General features: G+C 67.1%; 16 protein-coding genes. 5 read left to right on the top strand and 11 right to left on the bottom strand.

The window, feature by feature from the left end:
- Positions 1-60 precede the first annotated feature (60 nt).
- The gene (locus AL755_RS06720) at positions 61-1,272 is read right to left on the bottom strand and encodes an amidohydrolase family protein (RefSeq protein WP_054010347.1); all 1,212 of its coding nucleotides are present in this window, start codon (positions 1,270-1,272) and stop codon (positions 61-63) included.
- Between the two features lie 124 nt (positions 1,273-1,396).
- Between AL755_RS06720 and AL755_RS06715 the strand changes: the two genes are divergently transcribed.
- Entirely contained in the window at positions 1,397-2,041 is a 645-nt protein-coding gene (locus AL755_RS06715; RefSeq protein WP_054010346.1) for a LysE family translocator, read from the top strand.
- A 94-nt stretch (positions 2,042-2,135) separates the two neighbouring features.
- Here the strand turns inward: AL755_RS06715 and AL755_RS06710 are convergent, their stop codons facing one another.
- The 3 genes from AL755_RS06710 to tdh form a co-directional block, all read right to left on the bottom strand.
- Positions 2,136-3,221 carry an NAD(P)/FAD-dependent oxidoreductase gene (locus AL755_RS06710; RefSeq protein ID WP_054010345.1) on the bottom strand — a complete coding sequence of 362 codons (1,086 nt, stop codon included), beginning with the start codon at positions 3,219-3,221 and terminating at the stop codon, positions 2,136-2,138.
- A gap of 127 nt (positions 3,222-3,348) precedes the next feature.
- Positions 3,349-4,560 carry a glycine C-acetyltransferase gene (locus AL755_RS06705; RefSeq protein ID WP_054010344.1) on the bottom strand — a complete coding sequence of 404 codons (1,212 nt, stop codon included), beginning with the start codon at positions 4,558-4,560 and terminating at the stop codon, positions 3,349-3,351.
- Positions 4,561-4,643: 83 nt separating this feature from the next.
- Positions 4,644-5,693 (bottom strand): L-threonine 3-dehydrogenase, encoded by a 1,050-nt coding sequence (gene tdh / locus AL755_RS06700; RefSeq protein WP_054010343.1) that lies wholly within the window; start codon positions 5,691-5,693, stop codon positions 4,644-4,646.
- An 89-nt stretch (positions 5,694-5,782) separates the two neighbouring features.
- On the opposite strand from tdh, the gene AL755_RS06695 reads away from it, so the two are divergent.
- Positions 5,783-6,730 (top strand): LysR family transcriptional regulator, encoded by a 948-nt coding sequence (locus AL755_RS06695; protein WP_054010342.1) that lies wholly within the window; start codon positions 5,783-5,785, stop codon positions 6,728-6,730.
- Positions 6,731-6,791: 61 nt separating this feature from the next.
- The gene (locus AL755_RS06690; RefSeq protein WP_054010341.1) at positions 6,792-8,141 is read left to right on the top strand and encodes a C1 family peptidase; all 1,350 of its coding nucleotides are present in this window, start codon (positions 6,792-6,794) and stop codon (positions 8,139-8,141) included.
- Positions 8,142-8,214: 73 nt separating this feature from the next.
- On the opposite strand, the gene AL755_RS06685 is transcribed toward AL755_RS06690, so the two are convergent.
- The 6 genes from AL755_RS06685 to AL755_RS06660 all read right to left on the bottom strand — a co-directional run bounded on the left by AL755_RS06685 (position 8,215) and on the right by AL755_RS06660 (position 16,795).
- Positions 8,215-10,491 carry a glycosyl hydrolase family 95 catalytic domain-containing protein gene (locus AL755_RS06685; RefSeq protein ID WP_054010340.1) on the bottom strand — a complete coding sequence of 759 codons (2,277 nt, stop codon included), beginning with the start codon at positions 10,489-10,491 and terminating at the stop codon, positions 8,215-8,217.
- A gap of 141 nt (positions 10,492-10,632) precedes the next feature.
- Entirely contained in the window at positions 10,633-11,808 is a 1,176-nt protein-coding gene (locus AL755_RS06680; protein ID WP_082369528.1) for a Gfo/Idh/MocA family protein, read from the bottom strand.
- Positions 11,809-11,874: 66 nt separating this feature from the next.
- The gene (locus AL755_RS06675) at positions 11,875-12,876 is read right to left on the bottom strand and encodes a LacI family DNA-binding transcriptional regulator (RefSeq protein ID WP_237762616.1); all 1,002 of its coding nucleotides are present in this window, start codon (positions 12,874-12,876) and stop codon (positions 11,875-11,877) included.
- A gap of 145 nt (positions 12,877-13,021) precedes the next feature.
- A complete protein-coding gene (locus AL755_RS06670) occupies positions 13,022-14,704 on the bottom strand; it encodes a sugar ABC transporter substrate-binding protein (protein ID WP_054010338.1) in 1,683 nt (560 codons plus the stop codon).
- A 56-nt stretch (positions 14,705-14,760) separates the two neighbouring features.
- A complete protein-coding gene (locus AL755_RS06665) occupies positions 14,761-15,699 on the bottom strand; it encodes a carbohydrate ABC transporter permease (protein WP_054010337.1) in 939 nt (312 codons plus the stop codon).
- A gap of 40 nt (positions 15,700-15,739) precedes the next feature.
- Positions 15,740-16,795, bottom strand: a complete 1,056-nt coding sequence (locus AL755_RS06660) for an ABC transporter permease (protein ID WP_237762615.1) — start codon at positions 16,793-16,795, stop codon at positions 15,740-15,742.
- 317 nt (positions 16,796-17,112) lie between these two features.
- Between AL755_RS06660 and AL755_RS06655 the strand changes: the two genes are divergently transcribed.
- The gene (locus tag AL755_RS06655) at positions 17,113-18,123 is read left to right on the top strand and encodes a formylglycine-generating enzyme family protein (protein WP_082368976.1); all 1,011 of its coding nucleotides are present in this window, start codon (positions 17,113-17,115) and stop codon (positions 18,121-18,123) included.
- A gap of 9 nt (positions 18,124-18,132) precedes the next feature.
- Here the strand turns inward: AL755_RS06655 and AL755_RS06650 are convergent, their stop codons facing one another.
- Positions 18,133-18,915 carry a hypothetical protein gene (locus AL755_RS06650; RefSeq protein WP_054010336.1) on the bottom strand — a complete coding sequence of 261 codons (783 nt, stop codon included), beginning with the start codon at positions 18,913-18,915 and terminating at the stop codon, positions 18,133-18,135.
- 120 nt (positions 18,916-19,035) lie between these two features.
- On the opposite strand from AL755_RS06650, the gene AL755_RS06645 reads away from it, so the two are divergent.
- Positions 19,036-21,396 carry a right-handed parallel beta-helix repeat-containing protein gene (locus AL755_RS06645; protein ID WP_054010335.1) on the top strand — a complete coding sequence of 787 codons (2,361 nt, stop codon included), beginning with the start codon at positions 19,036-19,038 and terminating at the stop codon, positions 21,394-21,396.
- The last annotated feature ends 72 nt before the right edge of the window (positions 21,397-21,468 follow it).

Genomic DNA, 21,468 nt, shown 5'->3' with positions numbered 1-21,468 from the left:
GGGAATTTCCCGGGCGCAGCGCCCTTTCCGCGTTGCGAGAAGAATTATTGGGGGCGTTGCCTAGACCGCCCTGACGCCCGCCCGCCACACGGCGTGGGTCAGCGGGATGCCGGGGCGGTAGGCCAGGTGCGTGGCGGACGGGGCCTTGAGCATGTGCAGATCGGCCCGGTGCCCGACGGCGATGGACCCCACGGCGCGCTTTCCGTCCTCGTCAACGCCGCGTTCCCGGTGCAGGGCCAGCGCCCCGCCCCAGGTGGCCGCGCGCACCGCCTCATGCACCGAAAGGCCCATCTGCAGCACGGCCGTCGTGACGCAATATGCCACCGACGACGTGTACGACGTCCCCGGGTTGCAGTTGGAGGCGATGGCCAGCTGCACTCCGGCGTCGAGCAGCCTGCGCGCGGGAGCCAGCGGCTGGCGGGTGGACAGATCACAGGCCGGCAGCACCGTGGCGACGGTGCCCCGCTCCCCCGTCCCGGCCGCCGGATCCCAGCCGGACCAGGACTGCGCGAGGAGCTCCACATCGGTGTCCGCAAGGAAATTCACGTGGTCAACGCTGGCGGCGGCGAACTCCACCGCGAGGGCAACCCCGGCGCCCGGGCCCAGCTGGTTGCCGTGCACGCGCAACCCCAGGCCGGCGTCGCGGCAGGCGGCCAACACGCGGCGGGACTGCTCTGGCGTGAACGCGCCGGTCTCGCAGAAGACGTCGGCCCACGTGGCGTAGGGCCGCACGGCGTCGAGCATGGGGCCGCACACCAGTTCCGTGTAGGCATCCGGGTCCGAACCGGCGGGGACCAGGTGGGCGCCCAGGAACGTGACCTCGTCGGCGATGGTGGAGGCGATCCGGGCGCTGCGGGCCTCCTGCGCCACGTCCAGCCCGTAGCCGGTTTTGGTCTCCAGGTACGTGGTGCCCTGTGAGACGGCCTCGGCCACCCGGCCCAGGGCCAGGCGGGTCAGCTCAAAGTCGTCCGCGGCCCGGGTGGCGTCCACGGATACCGCGATGCCGCCGGCCGAGTAGCTCTCCCCCGCCATGCGGGCCTCGAATTCGGCCGTCCTGTCACCGGCAAAGATCAGGTGTGTGTGGGAATCGACCCAGCCCGGCAGCATGGCCCGGCCCTGCGCGTCGGTGACGGTGTCCGCGGCCGGCGCGTGGACGGCGTCGCCAATCCAGGCGATCCGCTCGCCCTCCAGCACCACGGCCGCGTTGCGCCGTGTGCCCTGTTCGCTGTCCTGGGTCATCAATTCGCCGATGTTGGTGATCAGTTCGCTCATACCCCCAGCGTACGACGCCGGCCGGCCCGGTCCGCGGCCCGCGCTCGGAACGCGTCTGGCATGGCAGACCCCGGAACCCGCCTCAGCTTGCCGCCAGTGACCGTCAGGCCGGAGAATGGTAGGCATGACTGTTGTTTCCCTGGTGGGCTTTGCCGGCCTGTGCCTCATGCTTGCCCTGATTCCCGGCCCCGACACCTTCCTGGTGCTGCGCATTTCACTGAACCGCGCCCGTGCCGGCGTTGCCGCGGCGACGGGCTCGGGCGTGGGCGCACTCGTGTGGGGTGCGCTGGTGGGCTTTGGCCTGGCCGCCATCCTGGAACAGTCCGCCGAGGTGTTCCGCTGGTTGAAGATTGCCGGCGGGCTCTACCTGCTGTACCTGGGCATCTCCTCGTTCGTGAAGGCCCGCAAGGCCGCGAAGGCGGGCCTGGGCGCCGGTCCGGCCGGCCCGGCACCGCTGCGCTACAGCATGCGCGCCGCATTTGGTTCGGGCCTGCTGTCCACGCTGCTCAACCCCAAGGTTGGCTTGTTCTACCTGGCCGTGGTGCCGCAGTTCATTCCGCACGGCGGCAACACCCTGGGCACGGCCATGATCCTGGGCCTGACCCTGGCCGTGATCGGCACGCTGTACCTGACCATCATTGCGTTCGTTGCGTACAAGGCCATGAAGTGGCTGCGCAAGCCCAAGGTCAACACCATGATCGAACGCATCAGCAGCGGCTTCCTGGCCGTCCTCGGCGCCGGTGTCATGGCCTCGGGCGCCACCAGCTAGCCATCCACATCAGGCCTGCGCGGAGTTTGTCGGCAACCTTGCGCCACTGTGAAAGTGGCACAAAATTGGCGTGGAACCCAGCGCAGGACTCGTGCTACAAACCCGGCCGCTGGGGGCTCAGCGCGGCGGCCAGCCCGGCATCGCCCTCGGGAAGCGTGTCCGTGAGCAGGCCCGCCGCCAGCGCGGACAGCGCCGCAGAAGTTTGGATGCCGTAGCCGCCCTGGCCCGCCAGCCAGAAGAAGTTCGGCAGCTCCGTGTCAAAGCCCACCACGGGCAGGCCGTCCGCCGGCTGGGTGCGCAGCCCGGTCCAGGCGCGTTCGACGCCGGTGATCCCCAGGGTGGTGACGGCGTCAATGCGGTGGATCAGTTCGGCGATGTCGGCGTCGACCACCTGCGCGTTGCCCGGCTCGGCGGGGACGGACTCGCACGGGGAGATCAGCAGCCGGGCGCCGTCGGGCCGGTAATAAAAGGATTCATCGGCGGGCTCCACCATGGGCCCGCGCGGGTTGACCGGCTCCCGAGTGGAAACAATGGCCACGCTGCGCCGGTGCGGCACCAGCCCGCGCGGCCGGACGCCAAACAGCCCGGCCACTTTGTCCGCCCAGGCACCCGCGGCGTTGACCACTGTCCCCGCGGTGATCGTGTGCCCGCCGGCGGTGACGGTTTCCGCGCCCGGGCCTGACTCCACGATATTCACGGGAGCACCGCTCAGGATCACGGCGCCGGCCGCCACCGCCTCGCTGCGGTAGAACTCCAGGAGTGCGGGGACGTCCACCTCCATGGCCGTGGCATCCAGTGCCGCGGCCGCAAAGCCGTCCGGGCGCAGATCTGGAGCCAGCCTCATGGTTTCGGTGCGGTCAAGGAACGCCAGGTTGGCGTTGCCGGCCACCAGCGAGCGGACCTCGGCGGCGGACCCCAGGGTGAGCAGCGGGCGTGGCATCAAAATGGGGGCCGGAAGGCCGGCGGAGATCTCCTCCACCATGGAAATGCTGCGCCGCGTCAGTTCCTGGATGGGCGCCGGGCCATAGCTGGGCTGCATCTGCCGGGCGGAGCGCGAGGAACTGTGGAACGCCAGGGTGGGTTCGGCCTCGACCAGCACCACGTCCAGGGCCGGGGCAAGCCGCCAGGCCAGGGACAGCCCGGCGATGCCGCCGCCAATGATCAGTACGTCTGCGTCCATGCGGCAATCGTGGCACAGCCCCGGCCGGGCGTAAAACTCCCCACCCCGGTCTGTGTTGCAGTTGTTGGACGAAAAACCCGCGAAATCGACGTTTTCGGTCCAACAACTGCAACACAGACGGGAGGGGTTAGGCGGAGGCACCCCGGGCGGCGACGAACGCGGCTACGCAGGCTTCGACGTCGGCGGCGCTGTGTGCGGCGGAGAGCTGCACCCGGATGCGGGCGGCGCCGCGCGGCACCACGGGGAAGCTGAACGCGGTGACGTATACGCCGTGGGCCAGCATGGCGTCGGCCACGCGGGCGGCCTCGACGGCGTCACCGAACATGACGGGCACAATCGCGTGCTCGCCGGGCAGCAGCTCGAAGCCCTCTTCGGTCATGCGGCGGCGGAACAGGCTCGCGTTCTCGAAGAGCGTGGTGCGCAGTTCGGCGGAGCCGGCCACGAGTTCCAGGGCCTTCAGGGTCGCAGCCACGATGGCCGGGGCCAGCGAGTTGGAGAACAGGTACGGGCGGGCCTTCTGGCGCAGCATGGCAACGATCTCGCCGCGGCCGGAGACGTAGCCGCCGGACGCGCCGCCGAGGGCCTTGCCGAAGGTGCCGGTGTAGATGTCCACGCGGTCGCTGACGCCCGCGTGCTCGGGGGTGCCGGCTCCCGTGGCGCCCATGAAGCCCACGGCGTGGGAGTCGTCCACCATGACGAGCGCGCCGTACTTCTCTGCCAGGTCGCAGATGGCCTCCAATGGGGCCAGGAAGCCGTCCATGGAGAACACGCCGTCGGTGACGATGATGGTGCGGCGGGCGCCGTCGCCGTCGTTCATGGCAGCGGCGGCCTGCAGCTGGGTTTCAAGGTCGGCCATGTCCTGGTTGGCGTAGCGGAAACGGGCCGCCTTGCACAGGCGGATGCCGTCGATGATGGAGGCGTGGTTGAGCGAGTCGGAGATGATGGCGTCGGCTGGGCCGAATAGGGATTCGAACACGCCGCCGTTGGCGTCGAAGCAGGAGGAGAACAAGATGGTGTCCTCGGTGCCCAGGAACTTCGAGACCGCGGCCTCGAGCTCCAGGTGCAGGTCCTGGGTGCCGCAGATGAAGCGCACGCTGGCCATGCCGAAGCCGTGGCTGTCCATGGCGGACTTGGCGGCGCCGATGATGTCCGGGTGGTCGGCCAAGCCCAGGTAGTTGTTGGCGCAGAAGTTCAGCACCGGTGCGGTGGCGCCGTCCAGCGGGCCGGCCTGCACGTGGCTGGACTGGGCCGTGGTGATCTGGCGTTCGGTCTTGAACAGCCCGGCAGTGCGGATTTCGTCCAGTTCGACGGCGAGCTGGTCTTTCATGGAGGTATACATGGGACTCCTTCTCAAAGGCGGAGGTAAGTGCGGGAAGTACGACGACGGCGGAACGATCGGTTCCGCCGTCGTGCCGGGGATTGCTAGGAGAACACGGACCAGTCAAGGACCACTTTGCCACCACGGCCCGAGCGGGCGATCTCGAAGGCCTGCTCCCATTCGGTGGCGGGCAGCTTGTCCGTCACCACGGAGGCCACGGCGGAGCGCAGCACCGGGTTGGAGGAGAGCATGGCGCTCATGGCGTACCAGGTCTCGAACATTTCGCGGCCGTAGATGCCCTTGAGCGTAAGCATGTGGGTGACGACCTTGCCCCAGTTGATGTCGATCGACTGGCTCGGCAGGCCCAGCATGGCGATGCGGCCGCCGTGGTTCATGTTGTCGATCATCTCCGGCAGGGCCGTGGGGTGGCCGGACATTTCAAGTCCGACGTCGAAGCCTTCGCGCATGCCCAGCGTCAGCTGTGCTTCCTTCAGGCGGGTGGTGGCGACGTTGACGGCGACGTCGGCGCCCATGGCTGCGGCCATGGCCAGGCGGGGCTCGGAGACGTCGGTGATGGCGATCTTGCGGGCGCCGGCGTGGCGGGCCACGGCGACGGCCATCAGGCCGATGGGGCCGGCGCCGGTGATCAGCACGTCCTCGCCCACCAGGCCGAAGCTCAGGGCAGTGTGGACCGCGTTGCCCAGCGGGTCGAAGATGGCGCCCAGTTCGGGGGTGATGGAGGGGTCGTGGTGGACCCAGACGTTGGATTCGGGGATCACGACGTATTCGGCAAACGCGCCGTCGCGCTGCACGCCCACGGAGATCGTGTTGATGCACATGTGGCGGCGGCCGGCACGGCAGTTGCGGCACATGCCGCACACCACGTGGCCCTCGCCGGAGACCTTGTCGCCCACCTTGACGTCGTGGACGTCGGCGCCGACCTCCACCACCTCGCCGTAGAATTCGTGGCCGGCAATCAGGGGTGCGTTGATGTTCGCGGCGGCCCAGGCGTCCCAGGACTGGATGTGCAGGTCGGTGCCGCACAGGCCGGTGGCCGCGACCTTGATCTTGACGTCGCGCACGCCGGCAACGGGCTCGGGACGGTCGACGAGTTCGAATCCTGCGTGTGCGCCGGACTTGTAAAGTGCTTTCATGGCTTCCATTAGAGCCTGCCAAACCGTTTAGCACAATCGAATTTTGCTCCATCAACGATTAAGCAAAAGCTAAATGGTAGGGTGGCGGCGTGGAACTTCATCAACTGCAAATGCTGCGCGAACTCGGCGAACTGGGCAGCGTCAAGGCCGTGGCCGAGACCCTGTCCGTCACGCCGTCGGCCGTCTCCCAGCAAATCTCGCTGCTCCAACGCCAGGTGGACACCCCCTTGACGCGCAAGGACGGGCGGAACCTGGTGCTGACGGAGGCCGGCCGTGTGCTGGCCGACGCCGGCGCGGACGTCATCAACGCGATGGCGACGGCCAAGGCCGCGATTGGCACCTACCAGCAGGAACGCAACGGCAGCGTCTCGGTGAGCGGCTTCCACAGCGCCGGGCAGGCCCTGTTCGCACCCCTGGTACGCCAGCTGGCGGCGATGCGCGAGTCCGGCGCGGCCGGCGACGGAGCGTCCAGCGGCGGCGGCGCACCGGCCGTGCGGCTCTCCGACGAGGACGTGGCCCAGCACGACTTTCCGGCGCTGACCGCCCGGTACGACCTGGTGCTGGCGCACAGGATGGACCACAGCCCGGCCTGGCCCGATTCAAAGATCCGGGTGATTCCGCTGGCGCACGAGCCCCTCGACATTGCCCTGTCCGTGGACCATCCGCTCGCGGCCAAGGCGGAGCTGTCCCCCGAGGACGTGGTGGCATACCCGTGGGTGGCCAGCCGCAGCGGCTACTCCCCCGCGGACGTGCTGACCGCCGTCGGCGCCGTGGCGAGCCGACCCGTGAACGTGGTGCACCGGATCAACGACTATTCAACGGTGGCCGCCCTGGTCTCCACGGGCGACGTCATTGGCCTGCTCCCCCGCTACACCTCCAGCCCGGCGCTGAATCCCGGCGTGACGCTGCGCCCCCTGACCGGCATCAGCACCCGGCGGCGGATCGACCTGTTGGTGCGCCCGGAAAACCTCAAGCGCTCCTCCGTGATGCTCGTTGCCGAGGCCCTGCAGCAGGTCATGGCGGACATGGTGCACTGATCCCCGAGACATTCCGAGGCTGCGTTTGCGGCCGGCGGCGAATCGCGATAGAACGGAATATATGACCGCCATCACCCATGTGACCGCCGCCGCCCTGACCCCGGGGCAGCTTGCGGAGCTGCACAAGTCCTTCGCCGCCGATTCCGTCCTCAAGCGCACGCAAAACGCGATCGCCCGGGTCAGCGTGGATGACATCGCCATCGACCACCAGCTCGCCACCGCCCTGTCCACGACCGTCTCGAACCGGATTGACGACTGGAAGGTCACCAACCAGAAGAAGTCCGGCCGGTGCTGGCTGTTCGCCGCGCTGAACCTGCTGCGCGCGGGCGCCAAGGAGGTGCTGGACGTCAAGGAGTTCGAGTTCTCGCAGAACTACGCCATGTACTTCGACAAGTTGGAGCGGGCCAACTACTTCCTCGAGTCCGTCCTGGAAACCACGGACCGCCCCGAGGACGACCGGCTGGTGTCGTACCTGCTGCAGTCCGTGATGGGCGACGGCGGGCAGTGGGACATGGCCGTGAACATCTTCAGCAAGTACGGGGCCGTGCCCAAGGCGGCCATGCCCGAGACCGAATCGTCGTCCAACACCGGGCGGATGAATGCCGTGCTGTGCCTGCTGCTGCGCCGCGGGGCCCGGGAACTGCGCGAGCTTCGCATCAACGGCGACGGGGCCGGGGAGGAACAAGCCCGCGACCGCATCATCACGGAGGTGCACCGGGTCCTCACGCTGCACCTGGGCACGCCGCCGACGCAATTCGAGTGGGAGTACACCGATGACAAGAAGGTCTTCCACCGCGAAGGCGTCCTCACACCGCAGGAGTTCCTGGCCAAATACACCACCATCAAGCTCGAGGACTACGTCTGCCTCGTCGACGACCCCCGGGCGGAGCACCCGAAGGGCGGCACACTGACGGTGGAGCACCTGGGCAACGTGGTCGGCGCCCCGCCGGTGCTCTACCTCAACGTGGACATCGAGTTGGCCAAGCGGCTGGCAAAAGAGGCCATCCTGGACGGCGAGCCGGTCTGGTTCGGCTGTGACGTTGGGCCGCAGATGGTCCGCAAGGACGGCATCTGGGACGCCCGCCTCTACGATTACGCGGGCCTTTACGGCGCCGAGCTGGCCATGGACAAGGAGGCCCGGGTCCGGTTCGGTGAATCGGCCATGACGCACGCCATGCTGCTGACCGGCGTCGACGTGCTCGACGGCGAAACGCGGCGCTGGCGGGTGGAGAACAGCTGGGGCGACGAGAACGGCGACCAGGGCTTCTACACGATGGCAGACAACTGGTTCGACGAGTACGTCTTCGAAGTTGTGGTCAACAAGGCGCGCCTCACCGCGGAACTGCGCCAGGCGCTGGCGGCCGATCCGATCATGCTGCCGGCCTGGGATCCCATGGGCGCCCTGGCGTAATTGGGTGCCGCCCCGCTGAACCCCGCCGCATCATCGCGGGATTCAGCGGGGTTCAGCAGGGTAGCCGAACCGCCTAGGGGCGTTCCAGGGTTGCCGTCACCGCCTCGCCGCGGCGCAGTGCCACGTGGAAGTCCCCGCCAACCTTCCGGACGCCGGCAACGGAGAATTGCGGTTTCCGGCCGCCAAAGTTGTCCCGGATCCGCACCGTGCCGTCCTTGCCCGCAACGACCATGAACCAGGTGGTGGCTCCGTCCGTCCGCACGGCCGAAACCCGGTGCCCGCCCTCGGCGCGAAGGTCGACGAAGCCGGCGTCGGCCCATTTCGCGGGGACCGCCGGGAAGATGCGCAGCACCTCCGAATCCACCACGCCCGGCGTGGGGCTCCAACTTTGCAGCAGCATCTCCTGCACCACCTGCATGGCGGCGAAGTTGCCCTCCAGGGTGAACGGCCGGTAGCTGAAGGACGAGTATCCCAGCCCCGATTGGTCGCCATTGACGTGGAAGCCGTTGCGGGAGATGAACGCCTTGGCGTAGACCTCCAGGTGCCGGGCCGCTTCCTCGCCGTCGCCCACGCGCGCCCGCAAGCATCCCATCCAGGCCCACGTATAGCCCGTCCATTGCTCGGTGCCGAGGCGCTCCCACGCCTCCAAAGAGGTCCGGATGCGCCGGCGGTCCGCCTCTCCGCCTTCCATGCTGATCAGGTTGAACGGATGGATGCCGATGAGGTTGGACAAATGCCGGTGGCTTTCGGCCAAGGGGGTCTCGGCGTCCAGGAGCAGCTCGCCGTCGTCGGCCGCGTGGAAGTCGCCAAGTGCAGCGGCCAGGGACAGCCACTTGAGGTGGTCGGCGCCCAGGGTTTGTGCCTTGGCCATTTCGGCGAGGGCCAGGAACAGCATCTTCAGGCACATGAGGTCATAGTTGCTGTTGGGTTTCAGCCAGGCTTGCGCCGCGTTGTCGAAGATTTCCGGCGAGGACGATCGTGGCAGGACCAGCGTGCCGTCGTCGTCCACCGTCAGCAGCTCCTCCAGGCACTGCCCCACGTCGGCGCACCAGGGGTAGGCGCGCGTGGCGAGGAACTCCGCGTCCTCGGTGTAGCGCCAGTGCAGGTAGAAAAGGTGCGCGTTCCAGGCGCTCATGGTGGGCGACATCGCGTAGTGGCTCCACCCGCCCAGCGGCTGGCCCCGCCGGGACATGACGCCCGGGGAGGCCAGGCCGGAGGTGCCGTAAAAGTCCCGGGCAAAGTCACGGAACACCGGGGTGAGTTCCCAGAGGAAGTCGAGGTAGGACTCCCCCGACTCAAAGTTCCCGGCCGCCGGGTAGGCGCCGTAACTCAGCTGGGTGTTCAGGTCGTTGTGGTAGTCGCCCTTCCACGGGGGCAGCCCGCCGTTGTCCGCGGTCCAGACGCCCTGCAGCGGCATGGGCGGGGCGCCTTTTCGGGACCCGGCGCCGTAAAGGTAGCGGTTGAACAGGTAGTTGCGCTGGATCGCCGGGTCGGGGATCTCCACCGACGACTGGGCCCAGAAGCGTTCCCACCAGGCAGTGTGGGGTTCCGCCATCGCGTCATAGCCGGCGTCCAGCGCCTCCCTGCAGCGTTCCTGTGCCAGGGCCAGGAGGTCCCGGCCGCCGGCGTCGTGGGAGGTGGTGATGGTGACTGCCGCGATGCTCTCAGAAGCCCCGCCCCGCACGGCAACGCACGCGCAATAGCGCAGGCCGTCGGCAGCCTCCTGCACATACCAACTCATAGAGTCGGCGCTGCCGCGCTCGGCGGGCGGGTAGCCCAGGGCGGCAACGGCGCCGCCGCTGTGCGTGTTGGCGAACTCCCGGGCCCCGGCACCGGCCGGCACCAGTTCGACTGCGCCGAGGGCGCTGCCGGCGACCCGGAGCATCATGACGTCTCCCGTGGCGGAGGCGAAGGCCTGGACGGTGGCGCCGGCGGTCGTGGTGGCCTTGCCCTGGGCGGTTGCAAGGTCCAGCTCGAAACCGGCCAGCCGCTGCCCGGCGTCAAGGCGGAATTCCACCCGTCCGGCCGGAAGCTTGGTGGGAGTCAGCCCGTCGTAGTACGTGCCCCAGGGATCGGGATCGTCCCCGGCCGTGGACCAGGGATGCTTTCGCCACCAGCCGGCTTCCCCGTGGGTGCGCTCATCCCACAGGTCCCCGCGGTCAAGGGAAAGCTTCAGGATGTTGCCTTCCCCCCACAGGAGGCCGCCCATCAGGCCGTTGCCCAGCGGAATGGCGTCCTCCCAGGAGGTGATGGGGGCATCGACGCACAGATTCTCCCGTGGCCCCGGCGGAGGGTTTGCCGCTTCCGGACGTGGATCTGCCGGTTGGGTGGCGGTCAGCGTTGCTTCCATGACGGACTCCTTGGGTGTGGGCCACACTTTAGTACTTCGCCGTGATTCCGGCGCGAGGTTAAACGCGAACTCTGCGCCACTGTGAAAGTGGCGCAGAGTTCGCGGCGAAGTCCTCGCAGGTCCCGCGGATCCCGCGCGGGTCTAGACGGCGGCGCGGGAGGGCTGGCCGGCGTTGAAGTACTCCACGAGGTCGGCCGGCAGTTCCGGGACTTCCAGGGATCCGCCGTCGGACCGCAGCGACTGCGTGGCCAGCACGCCGGCCGCGACCGAGGCGCGCGCGGCGATCGGGGACGTCTCCGTGGAGCCGCCGTCCCGGGCGAAGCGCAGGAACTCGGCGATCAGCAGCGGATCGGCGCCGCCGTGGCCGCCTTCGCCGTCGCGGATCTCGACTTCCTGGTCGGGCTCAACGAAGCCCTCCTGGGAACGGGTGGTCCAGACCTTGATCTTGTCGCCCGGGTTGTCGCCAAAGTTCTCGATCCGGCCCTTGGTACCGATGACCGTGTAGTTGCGCCAGTAGTCGGGGGTGAAGTGGCACTGCTGGTAGGAGGCCAGGGCCCCGTTGTCCAACACCATCTGCATCATCGAGATGTCCTCGACGTCGATGACGGGGTTCAGGTCGGTCTGCTCGGTGGGCGGCCAGTTGTCCAGCGAGAACCAGTCCCACATGCGGCGGTCGGTGTTGTCGCGGCGCGAGGTGACGTCGCCGTACACGGCCAGGTCGCCAACGGCGGAGACGCGCTTGGTGTAGCCGCCGGCCAGCCAGTGGATCACGTCGATGTCGTGGGCGCCCTTCTGCAACAACAGTGACGTGGTGTTGGCGCGCTCGGCGTGCCAGTCCTTGAAGTAGTAGTCGCCGCCGTTGCCCACGAAGTGGCGGCACCAAACTGCCTTGACCTCACCAATGGTGCCGGCCTGGATCAGTTCGCGCATCTGCACCACGACCGGCATGTGCCGCATGTTGTGGCCCACGTAAAGGCGCGTGCCCGTCTCGAAGGCCGTGGTCAGGATGGCGTCGGCCGCCTCCAGGGTCACGTCGAGGGGCTTCTCGCAGAAGGTGGGGATCCCGGCCTTGAGCGTCTCCACGGCAACCAGCGCGTGGCGGTTGTCCGGGGTGAGCACCAGTACGGCGTCGAGCCCGGCCGTCAGCAGGTCATCCAGCGAACCGGTGACAACCGCCGTCGGAATCTTCTCGGCGGCGTCGGCCCGGCCGCGTTCGGAGGTGTCACACACCATGACCACTTCGGAGCCCTGGCCGGGCTTGTGCACGTGCTTCCACAAGGAAGCCCGCAACCCAAAACCAACCAATCCAACACGCATGTCCGGCACGGTCTGAAGCAAATCAGTCACAACACAACTTCTCTCTTGTTCAAGAAAATACGAAAATTAGGGGGCGGCCGGCGCGGTATCGCGCACAAAAAGCCGCCAGGGAAATTCCAGGACCCGGTGTGGGGTGGAAGGATCTTGCGCCCGGGCCACCAGGAAATCGGCCAGGGTGGAGTAAAAGTCGACGGGCCCGATGGTGCTCAGCGACGGGGTCATCGCCTCGCCGGCCATGGTGTTGCCGACGCCGATCACCGCCACGTCGTCCGGGACTCCCATGCGAAGGCGCTCCGCGGCGTGAACGGCCGCGATGGCCACAAAGTCGGAGGTGGCGAAGATGGCCGTGGGCGGGTCCGGCTGTTGCAAAAGCGCGACGGCGGCCTGGTACGCGCTGACCTCGTCGCCGTCGAAGGTGGCCACATAGTCCTGCCGGAAGTCCAGTCCGGCCCGTTGCAGCCCCCGCAGGTAGGCGCCATACCTTGAGGTGTGCCCGCCCGCACCAAGGCTGCTCTGCGTGGTCAGGCAGGCAACCTTGGTATGTGTGCCTGTCAGGTGGTCCATGGCGGTATCCATGGAATGTCCGGCCACGGAGCGGATCACGTCGAAACCATTGGGTTCCAGGACGTCGCTGAAGACCACCAGGTTGTTGGTGCGCGCCATTTCGGCCAGCAGCTCGGCATCGCCCTCGCGTTCGGCGGCGTCGATGAAGATGACGTCGGCGCCCTGGCGCTTGATGGCGGTGCGCCAGTCAGTGTCGGCGAGGATCATGGGCGTGATCCCGGCGGGGGCCACGGCGGCCCCGACCGCCTTGCTGACGGACAACGACCACGGGTCCGAAAGCATGGTCAGCGAAAGCATCATCAGGTTTGACTTGCCGGTCCTGATGGTCCGGGCTGCCTGGTTGGGCCGGTACCCGAGCTTCAACGCCGCCGCGTGGACCCGTTGGGCCGTGGCGTCGGAGATTCCCGACCCCTTGCCCTTGGTGCGCCCGGCCAGGACGTAGGAGACGGTTGCCGTGGAGACGCCCGCCTGGGCTGCCACTGTCTTGATGGTGGGTCTGATCATGGTCCGACTCCCCTCGCTTCCGATTTCCGACGTCGGCCCTCCCCTTGTGGGACTGCCGGTGATACTGCTCATAGTGCCAAGCCCGGGACTCCCGCCGGGGATGGCGGCGCGTTTCGGCGTGCCGCCATCCCCGGTGGTGAACCGGCTACTTTGAAACGGGCTGCAACGTGAACACGGGTGCGTCCGGGTTCAGGTCTGCGTGGTATTCGTCCCGGATCTTGTTGCCGCCCTCGTTCTGCCAGCGCTTGAGCACGCCGGCGAAGTCGGAGATCGGGGCGCGGCCCGTGATGATGTCGATGGTCTTGTCGCGGATGATCTTTTGGATCTTCGGGCCCACCTTGGCGTTCGTGTCCGAGTAGGTGCCGTTCGTGGGGTTGCGCCACGCAAATTCGAGCAGCTTCTTCTCGGTTTCGTGGACGTACTTCGTGTCGTCGGGGAAACCGGGGTTGAAGTTGACCGATTCGGGGCTCGTCATAATGTTGAGGGCACTGACGACGCCGGGCAGGTTCTTCAGGCCGTCGGCGTTCAGGATCGGGTTGCCGTCCTTGTCGAAGTCGAAGTCCTTGCCTTCGGTGCCGTAGTTCTTCTGCAGGTACTCGGTGGTGCCGAACGGTGCCGAAAGCCAGTTGACGAGGGCGAGCTGTTCCTTGATGCGCTTCTCGTCGGTCTTCTTGAAGGCCGTGTAGCCCACCGTGCCGTACCCCATGTCGTAGGTGGGCTTGATCTTGCCGTCGAAGCTGAACGGCACCAGGATCTCGATCTGCTGGTTCGGGTCCATGGCGCGGTACCCGCCAATGTCGCGCGGTCCGGCGGTGACGACGGCGCCAAGGGTGCCGTTGAGGATCAGCGACTTGGTGTTGGTGACGTTGACATCGGGGTAGAAGGCACCGGCGGTAAACAGTTTGGCGGCGTACTCGATGCCGGCCAGGTACTGGTCGGTCTCGTAGAGGTGGGTCAGCGTGCGGTCCTTGTTGACGGCCCACGAGTTCGGCGCGCCGAGCCATTCGGTGATCATGTGCAGGATGTTGATGTAGGCCGGTTCCAGGGCGTACTGCTTCTTGGCCGGGTTGCTCAGTTCCTTGACCTTGTCCATGAACTCATTGGCATCCTTGGCATTCAGGCCGCCCACCTTGTCCCAGGTGTTCTTGCTGCCCACCATGACCTGGCCGAACGGGGTGCTGGGAATGGGTGCGCCCCAGATCTTGCCGTTGACCACGGCGGTGCGCCAGGAATCGGGCTTCAGCGCGGCGAGGTTGGGGTAGTCCAGGACGGCGTCGCCGGAGAGGTAGGGGGTCAGGTCCTGGAATTTGGCTTCGAGCATGGGGCCCACGTTCGGGATGCCCTGGTTCGGCGGGATCCACATGAGGTCCGGCAGGGTGTCGGAGGCCAGGATGGTGGCGAACTTGGCCGGGTAGCCGTCTCCGATGTCCTCGGTGATCTGCATGTTGAAGGTGCCGCCGAGCGCGGTGTTCAGGCGCTGCCAGAAGGGGTTGTCGGGCATGGCCGGGGCCATGACTTCAAAGGTTTCGGAGAGCACGCTGACGGGGCCGGTGAGGGGCTTGGCCGTCGTGGAGGCAATGGGCTTGGGCATCTTCAGGAAGCCAGCTTCCAGGCCCTGGGCGTTGCCGGGCAGGTCGGCGGTGACGCCCGCGAATTCCTTGTAGGTGGGGAGTTTGACGTGGGCGGAGGCGGCTGCCCCGCCGTCCTTGGCGGCGCCGGTGCCGCAGCTGGAGAGGGTGCCGGTGAGGGCGATTGCGGCAACGGACATGCCGGCAAGGCCAAGGAAGTTCCGTCGTGAGACTCCAACGGCGCTGGTAGAGCGGTTCATGCTAAACCTCTTTCATTTACGTTTTGACAGATCTTGTTCAGGACGGGTGCGGGTTCTTAGCCCTTGATGGCGCCGGTGATGACGCCCTTGTTGAAGTGCTTTTGCAGGAACGGGTAGACGAGCAGGATCGGCAGCAGCGCCACGACCACGATCGCCATCTGCAGCGACTGCGGGGGCGGTGTGGTGGCCACGCCGAGCGCATCGGCCATGGGGCTGCCCTGGACCACGAAGTTGCGCAGGATCAGCTGCACGGGATACAGGGTTTGGTCGTTGATGTAGAGCATGGCGTTGAAGAATGAATTCCAGAACCCCACGGCGTAGAACAGGCCGACGACGGCGATCACGGCCTTGGACAGCGGCAAGACGATCTTGCGCAGGATCATGAAGTCGCTGGCCCCGTCGATCCGCGCCGCCTCGATCAGTTCGGTGGGGATGTTCATGAAGAACGAACGCATGACCACGAAGTTGAAGGCGGCAAAAGTGCCGGGCAGGATCAGTGACCACACCGTGTTGAGCAGGCCCAACTGCTTGATCATCAGGAACATCGGGATCAGGCCGGGGGCGAACAGCAGGGTGAACAGCACCAGCAGCAGCACAGGCCGGCCGAACATGACGGGCCGGGACGTGGCGTACGCCATGGTGATCGTGATGAACAACGCCAGGAAGGTGCCCACGGCGGTGATGAAGGCGCTGACGCCCAGGGCCCGGAACATGAACGGGCTGCTGAAGATGGTCTGGTAGGCGTCAAAGGTGGGGTGGGTGGGCCACAGGACGTAGCCGCCGGCGGCGACCAGCTGCTTGTCATCGGCCAGGGAGGTCGAGATTACCAGCAGGATCGGCAGCACGATCGACAGTGAGATGCCGCCGATGATGAGGGCCTTGATGGAGTTGTAGAACGGCGATGCCGGTTCTTTCCAGACGGGCCGGTTCGGGTTGTAGGTCAGCCCTTTGCTCCGGCGCTTGGCCGAGCGCCGCTCGTGAAGTGTTGTAGCCATGGTTGTCTCCTTATTCGGCTAGTCCTGGCCGGGGCCGGGTCTAGCCGACCTTCTTCTGAAAGATTCCGGGTTCGCCCATCTTGTGGGCCACCTTGTTCGCGGCGAAGATCAGCAGTGCGCCGACCACGCCCTTGGCCAGTCCGGCCGCGGCACCCATGCTCCAGCCGCCGCCCACGACGCCGGCAAAGTAGGTGAACGTGTCCAGGACCTCCGCGGCGCCCGGACCAACGGCGTCGTGCTGGAGCAGGAACTGCTCGAACCCGACACTGAGGATGTCGCCGATGCGCAGGATCAGCAGCAACACGATGATCGAGCGCAGGCCCGGCAGCGTGACGTGCCACATGCGCCGCCAGCGCCCGGCGCCGTCGGCCGCGGCGGCCTCGTACAGTGAGCCGTCGATGGCGGCAAGCGAAGCCAGGAAGATGATCATGGCCCAGCCGGCGTCCTTCCAGACAAGCTGGACGGTGGCCAGCAGCGGGAACGTGTCCGGGTTGGTCATGAACGGAATGGCGCCCATGCCCATGTCGCGCAGCGTGTTGTTGACGAGGCCGGCACCGCCGAGGACCTGCTGGAACAATGCGATGACCAGGACCCAGGACAGGAAGTGCGGCAGGTACACCAGCGATTGGAACCAGCGGCGGACCTTGGTGCTGATCAGGGAGTCCACGATCAAGGCCAGGCCCAGGGGCACCGGGAAGAACAGCACCAGCTGCCAGACGGCGAGGACAATCGTGTTCTTGAAAGCCCCCCAGAAATCCGGGTCGAAGTAGAGGTCCACGAAGTTTTGCAGGCCCACCCAGTCGCTGCCCGTGATGCCCAGGAACGGCTGGTAGTCCTGGAATGCGATCACATTGCCCAGGATCGGGATGTAGAAGAACAACGCCAGGAACAGGACTCCCGGAATCATCATCAGGAGCATCTGCCGGTCGCGGCGGAGCCGGGTCTTCCAGGACAGCTTGCGCACCTGGTGGCCGTCGGCGGTGACGGCGGCCTTGGCCGGCTTCTTCCGGCGTGGCCCCTTCGATGCGGCGCCCGCCATGGGACGGTCAGCGGCGGCAACCAGCTGCCCTGCCGACTCCTGTTGGGTCTGGCTCATTGATACTCCTCGTTCGTCTAAGACGGTTAGCTCCGGCCTGAAGGCCGTTTCGTGGTGAACTGCACCCCAGGCGGTTAACCGTTTAACAAAGATAAGTGACAGGTGTCACTTATGCAACATAGTGTTGGGTAATTTCTTAAATACGTCAGTTTCAATCATTGATGCGTCACGTTTCCGATCATCACAAAACCCCGGAATTTCGCGGCTTTTGCGGCTTTTTGGTGGCGATGGCGCACACTTGGAACTGGCAAAAGATTTTTTGATCATCTTTTCCGGCACCGCCAGCGCGGCGGCCGGAACACCTCGAAGGAGAGCCCGTGTCAACGTGCTGCAGCCCCGGCGCCCGGCCCGAATCGGAGGCGCCCGGATCGGACCAAGGCCCCCACGGCATCGCCGCCCCGGCGTCGTTCGGCTTGTCCGTCCCGCCCCGGCGCGCCGCTTCCCTGCACGATGACGTCGCCATCCCCGCGGGATCCTTTGCCATGGGCGACCCCTTCGATGAGGGATATCAGGCCGACGGCGAAACCCCCGTGCACGAGGTGGCCCTGGCGGGCTTCCGGATCGACACCACGGCCGTGACCACCACACAATTTGCCGCGTTCGTGGACGCCACCGGCTACCGCACCGAGTCCGAGGTCTACGGCACCTCGGCCGTCTTCCATCTGGCCGTCCAGGCGTCACCGGCCGACGTCCTGGGCACGGCCGCCGGCACGCCCTGGTGGTTGAACGTGCGCGGCGCGGACTGGGCGCATCCGGCGGGGCCGCTCTCGGCCTGGCAGGACATCCCCGACCACCCGGCCACGCAGCTCTCGCACGCCGATGCCCTGGCCTACTGCGCCTGGGCCGGGCGGGCACTGCCCACCGAGGCGCAATGGGAGTACGCGGCCCGCGGCGGCCTGGCGCAGGCCCGGTACCCGTGGGGCAACGAGCTCCACGGCGTTTCCGGGGACGGCGGCACCGAACACCATTGCAACATTTGGCAGGGCACCTTCCCCACCGTCAACACGTGCGAGGACGGCTTCCTCACGACGGCGCCGGTGCGCAGCTTCGAGCCCAACGGCTACGGGCTGTACCAAACCAGCGGAAACGTGTGGGAATGGTGCGCGGACTGGTTCCTGCCCAAGTACTACAAATCATGCCTGGCGCAGGGCACCGTGACGGATCCGGCCGGCCCCACGATCGGGCGCGGACGGGTCATGCGCGGCGGGTCCTACCTGTGCCACGATTCGTATTGCAACCGCTACCGGCTGGCCGCGCGAAGCTCCAACACGCCGGATTCGGCCAGCGGAAACCTCGGCTTCCGGACGGTCACCCTCCCCGAACGCTGAGGGGCCAGATCACCCGCGGGGCGCCAGGGTGAGCACCGTGGCGTCGTCGGCGACTTCGCCAATCTCACCCTGCCTGCGGCGCAGCTCGGTCATCAGTTCCAGGGCGCCAAGCGTCGAGGAGGTGCGTTCCAGGAATTCCTCCGGGCCGCCGACCAGGCCAAGGTCGACGGCGCGCCAGGCGCCGTCGCTTGCCATCACCATGAGTGCGGGCCGGCCCAGTTGCACCACGCGGGCGTGGTCGGCGGCCTCGGGTTCGCGCCGCGCCACCCACAGATTTCCCTCGGTGTTGCGCAATTCGCGGTCCCGGACCAGGAGGCGCAGCCGTTCCGCCGGGTCCACCGTGCGCCGGGACGCCTCAAGGTCCACCCGGGAATCGGCCAATTCTGCCCGCACCACATGGGTGGCGCCGTCGCCGGTGCGCACCACGACGGTGCAATCGGCCAGCGACGCGACCTCGACGCCGTCGTCGTTCAGGTGGGCCACGGAAATGGCGGCACTGGGAAAACGGACCGTTTCGGCACCCACGAGCTTCGCCGCTTCGGCATTCACGGCGGCCAGTGCGGCGGCGAGCCGGGAGCGCACATCGTCCCCGCCGCCACGTGCCAGCTCGACGCTCAATACCTGGGCCAGCCACTGGGGGTCGCTGGCGGCCGGCAGGCCCAGCGGTTCGAGCAGGCTGGTGGCTCCGTCGATGATCCAGGCGTGCGGGCCGATGAATCCGCAGCTGTCCTCGATGACATGGGCGTCACCCTCAAATTGAACACGGGCCAGGGTTTCCCAACTAAAGGTCATGGCTTCATCCTGCCAGAGACCGGGTAGCTGCCGCCGACTACGCGCTAGACTGGACAAAGCGATCATTTCTGATCATAAACCGCACAAAGTTTGCATGAGCCGTCACCCGTGGAGACCACTATGGACACAATCACCGCCTCCAAATCCATCACTTCCCCGTGGACCAGCCACGAGCGCCTGTCCGCCGGCGAGCTGGGCCCGGATACCGTGGGCTATCACGCCGCGACCAGGACCGCGCAGGACCCCGCCCCGCTGCCCGTGCACGCCACGGACCGTACGGTGGTGCGCGTCACTGACTTTGGCGCGGATCCGTCCGGCGCCGCGGATTCCGCTTACGCCGTTTACGACGCGATCGTCCATGCCCGGGGGCTGGGAACACCGGCCACCATCGAGTTCCCGCACGGGCGTTACACGCTGTACCCGGAGGACGCTCCCAAACGGGAACTGTACGTCTCCAACACCGTGGGCCGGTTCGAGGAATTCAAGGTCAAGAACATCGGGATCCTGCTTGAGGACATGCACGACGTCATTGTCGAAGGCAACGGTTCGGAGCTGACCTTCCACGGCCGGGCCACCCAGTTCGCGGCCATCCGTTCCAGCGACGTCACCATCCGGAACTTCAGCACGGACTGGCACGCGCCGCTGGTGCTGGACCTGACCGTGCTGGCCAGCGGGGTGGAGGACGGTTTCGGCTTCCGCGACATCAAGCTGCTCGCCGGAGTGGGGCACGTGATCGACGGCGCCACCGCCACGTTCACCGGTGAGCCCAGCCCGGCCACGGGCGTCCCCTCTTGGTCCCACGGGCCCGAGGTGGCCACCGAATGGCAGAACCAGATCCGCGAGCTCGCCAGCGGCCTGACGCTGCGTTCACCCCTGCCCCTGTGGATCGGCTCCCGCTCCGTGACGGACCTCGGGAACAACGTGCTGCGCGTGCGCTACGACTCCGCCGGGGATCCGGGCGATGCCGGCAAGGTCTACGAGTTGCGCCAGCGCCCGCGCGACACCCCGGGCGGGTTTGTCTGGGAGTCCGAACGCGTGGAACTGAAGAACCTTGCGTTGGGCTACCTGCACGGCTTCGGGATCGTGGGCCAGCTCAGCCGGGACCTGTCCCTGGACGGGATCACGCTGCGCGCCAAGCCCGGCACATGGCGCCAGACGGCCGGCCTGGCCGACTTCATCCAGCTCTCGGGCGTTGCCGGCAAGGCGCAGATCACCAACTGCCTCTTCGACAACCCGCACGATGACCCGATCAACATCCACGGCACCTACGTGCAGGTCGAGGCGATCGACCGCGACACCCGCACCGTCACGCTGAAATACATGGAACGGGACACCGCCGGATTCCCGCAGTTCTACCCGGGCGACGAACTGCGCTTCGTCAGGCGCGCCACGATGCTTTCCGACGGCGCGGAGGACTACCGGGTGGTGGCCGTGACCGGGCCCAACGGCAGGGACACCGCCCACGACCTGGAACGGATGACCGCCACGGTGGACAAGGAACTGCCGGCCGATCTGGCGGTGGGCAGCTACGTCGCCGAGAACATGACGTACACGCCCGAGGTCTACATTGCCGGCAACACGTTCAAATCCACGCCAACCCGCGGCATCCTCGTCACGACGCCCAAGCCCGTGCTCATTGAACGGAACCACTTCGATCAAATGGGCATGGCCAGCATCTACATTTCCGCGGATGCCGACTATTGGTACGAATCAAGCGGCGTCACGAACGCGACCATCCGCAACAACGTCTTCGACCGCCCCGCGAGCGGCTGGGCCGCCATCTGGTTCGACCCCACGAACGCCGAATCGGAGCCGGCCCGGACCGTCCACGGCAACATCCGCATCGATGCCAACCGCTTCATGCTGCCGGCGGGCGGATCCCTGGTCAGGGGCAAGTCCGTGGCCGGGCTGTCCTTCACCAACAACCACGTGGGGCACTACGCCCCGACCGTCGAAACGCCCGCCCACCCGACCCCGGAGTTGTTCGACTTCGCCGCCAGCCGCGGTCTGGTCTTCTCGGGAAATCGCTATGCCCCGGGCTTCAACGTTGCCGTGGCCATCTCCGAGATGGCCGCCGGCGAGGTCGACGGTGCGGCGGACGGTGTCGAAACCCGGACGGTCAGCGTCGCCGCCGATGCGGACCAGTCCGTGGTCGGAACCCCTGACGGGCACCGCCGCGGCACCCTGCTGGCACCGCTGGGTGACCCCGTGTGGACCGGCGTCGACTTTGGCGAGCCCGCCTCTCCCTTGGCGTGGCTCACGCACGCGCCCACGGGAACCACGCAGGTGTCCGTTGCACTGGCCGCGGCGGAGCCGGGCACGTCGCTGCACCTCAACTACAACGACAGGAAGGTCGCCACCACGGCGGACGGGAACTACGTCCTGGACCTGTTGGCCGGGCCCAACATCCTGGAAGTCCGGACGCTGGGTGCCGACCGGAGTGCCGGCCAGTGCTATCGCTGGGTGATGATCGCCGACTAACCACCGGCCCACCAGGCAACACAGCCAGGAAATACACAGGAGGGCCGACACGGATACTCGTGCCGGCCCTCC

Source organism: Arthrobacter sp. ERGS1:01, assembly GCF_001281315.1.
Lineage (GTDB): Bacteria > Actinomycetota > Actinomycetes > Actinomycetales > Micrococcaceae > Specibacter.
This window is presented reverse-complemented; position numbering and strand designations above follow the sequence as displayed.

What these genes read in the sequence shown, in the direction of transcription:
- AL755_RS06660 (WP_237762615.1), bottom strand. Translation starts at nt 16,795, where the DNA reads ATGAGCCAGACCCAACAGGAGTCGGCAGGGCAGCTGGTTGCCGCCGCT.
- AL755_RS06710 (WP_054010345.1), bottom strand. Translation starts at nt 3,221, where the DNA reads ATGGACGCAGACGTACTGATCATTGGCGGCGGCATCGCCGGGCTGTCC.
- tdh (WP_054010343.1), bottom strand. Translation starts at nt 5,693, where the DNA reads ATGAAAGCACTTTACAAGTCCGGCGCACACGCAGGATTCGAACTCGTC.
- AL755_RS06680 (WP_082369528.1), bottom strand. Translation starts at nt 11,808, where the DNA reads ATGCGTGTTGGATTGGTTGGTTTTGGGTTGCGGGCTTCCTTGTGGAAG.
- AL755_RS06665 (WP_054010337.1), bottom strand. Translation starts at nt 15,699, where the DNA reads ATGGCTACAACACTTCACGAGCGGCGCTCGGCCAAGCGCCGGAGCAAA.
- AL755_RS06670 (WP_054010338.1), bottom strand. Translation starts at nt 14,704, where the DNA reads ATGAACCGCTCTACCAGCGCCGTTGGAGTCTCACGACGGAACTTCCTT.
- AL755_RS06645 (WP_054010335.1), top strand. Translation starts at nt 19,036, where the DNA reads ATGGACACAATCACCGCCTCCAAATCCATCACTTCCCCGTGGACCAGC.
- AL755_RS06675 (WP_237762616.1), bottom strand. Translation starts at nt 12,876, where the DNA reads ATGATCAGACCCACCATCAAGACAGTGGCAGCCCAGGCGGGCGTCTCC.
- AL755_RS06650 (WP_054010336.1), bottom strand. Translation starts at nt 18,915, where the DNA reads ATGACCTTTAGTTGGGAAACCCTGGCCCGTGTTCAATTTGAGGGTGAC.
- AL755_RS06720 (WP_054010347.1), bottom strand. Translation starts at nt 1,272, where the DNA reads ATGAGCGAACTGATCACCAACATCGGCGAATTGATGACCCAGGACAGC.
- AL755_RS06690 (WP_054010341.1), top strand. Translation starts at nt 6,792, where the DNA reads ATGACCGCCATCACCCATGTGACCGCCGCCGCCCTGACCCCGGGGCAG.
- AL755_RS06705 (WP_054010344.1), bottom strand. Translation starts at nt 4,560, where the DNA reads ATGTATACCTCCATGAAAGACCAGCTCGCCGTCGAACTGGACGAAATC.
- AL755_RS06685 (WP_054010340.1), bottom strand. Translation starts at nt 10,491, where the DNA reads ATGGAAGCAACGCTGACCGCCACCCAACCGGCAGATCCACGTCCGGAA.
- AL755_RS06715 (WP_054010346.1), top strand. Translation starts at nt 1,397, where the DNA reads ATGACTGTTGTTTCCCTGGTGGGCTTTGCCGGCCTGTGCCTCATGCTT.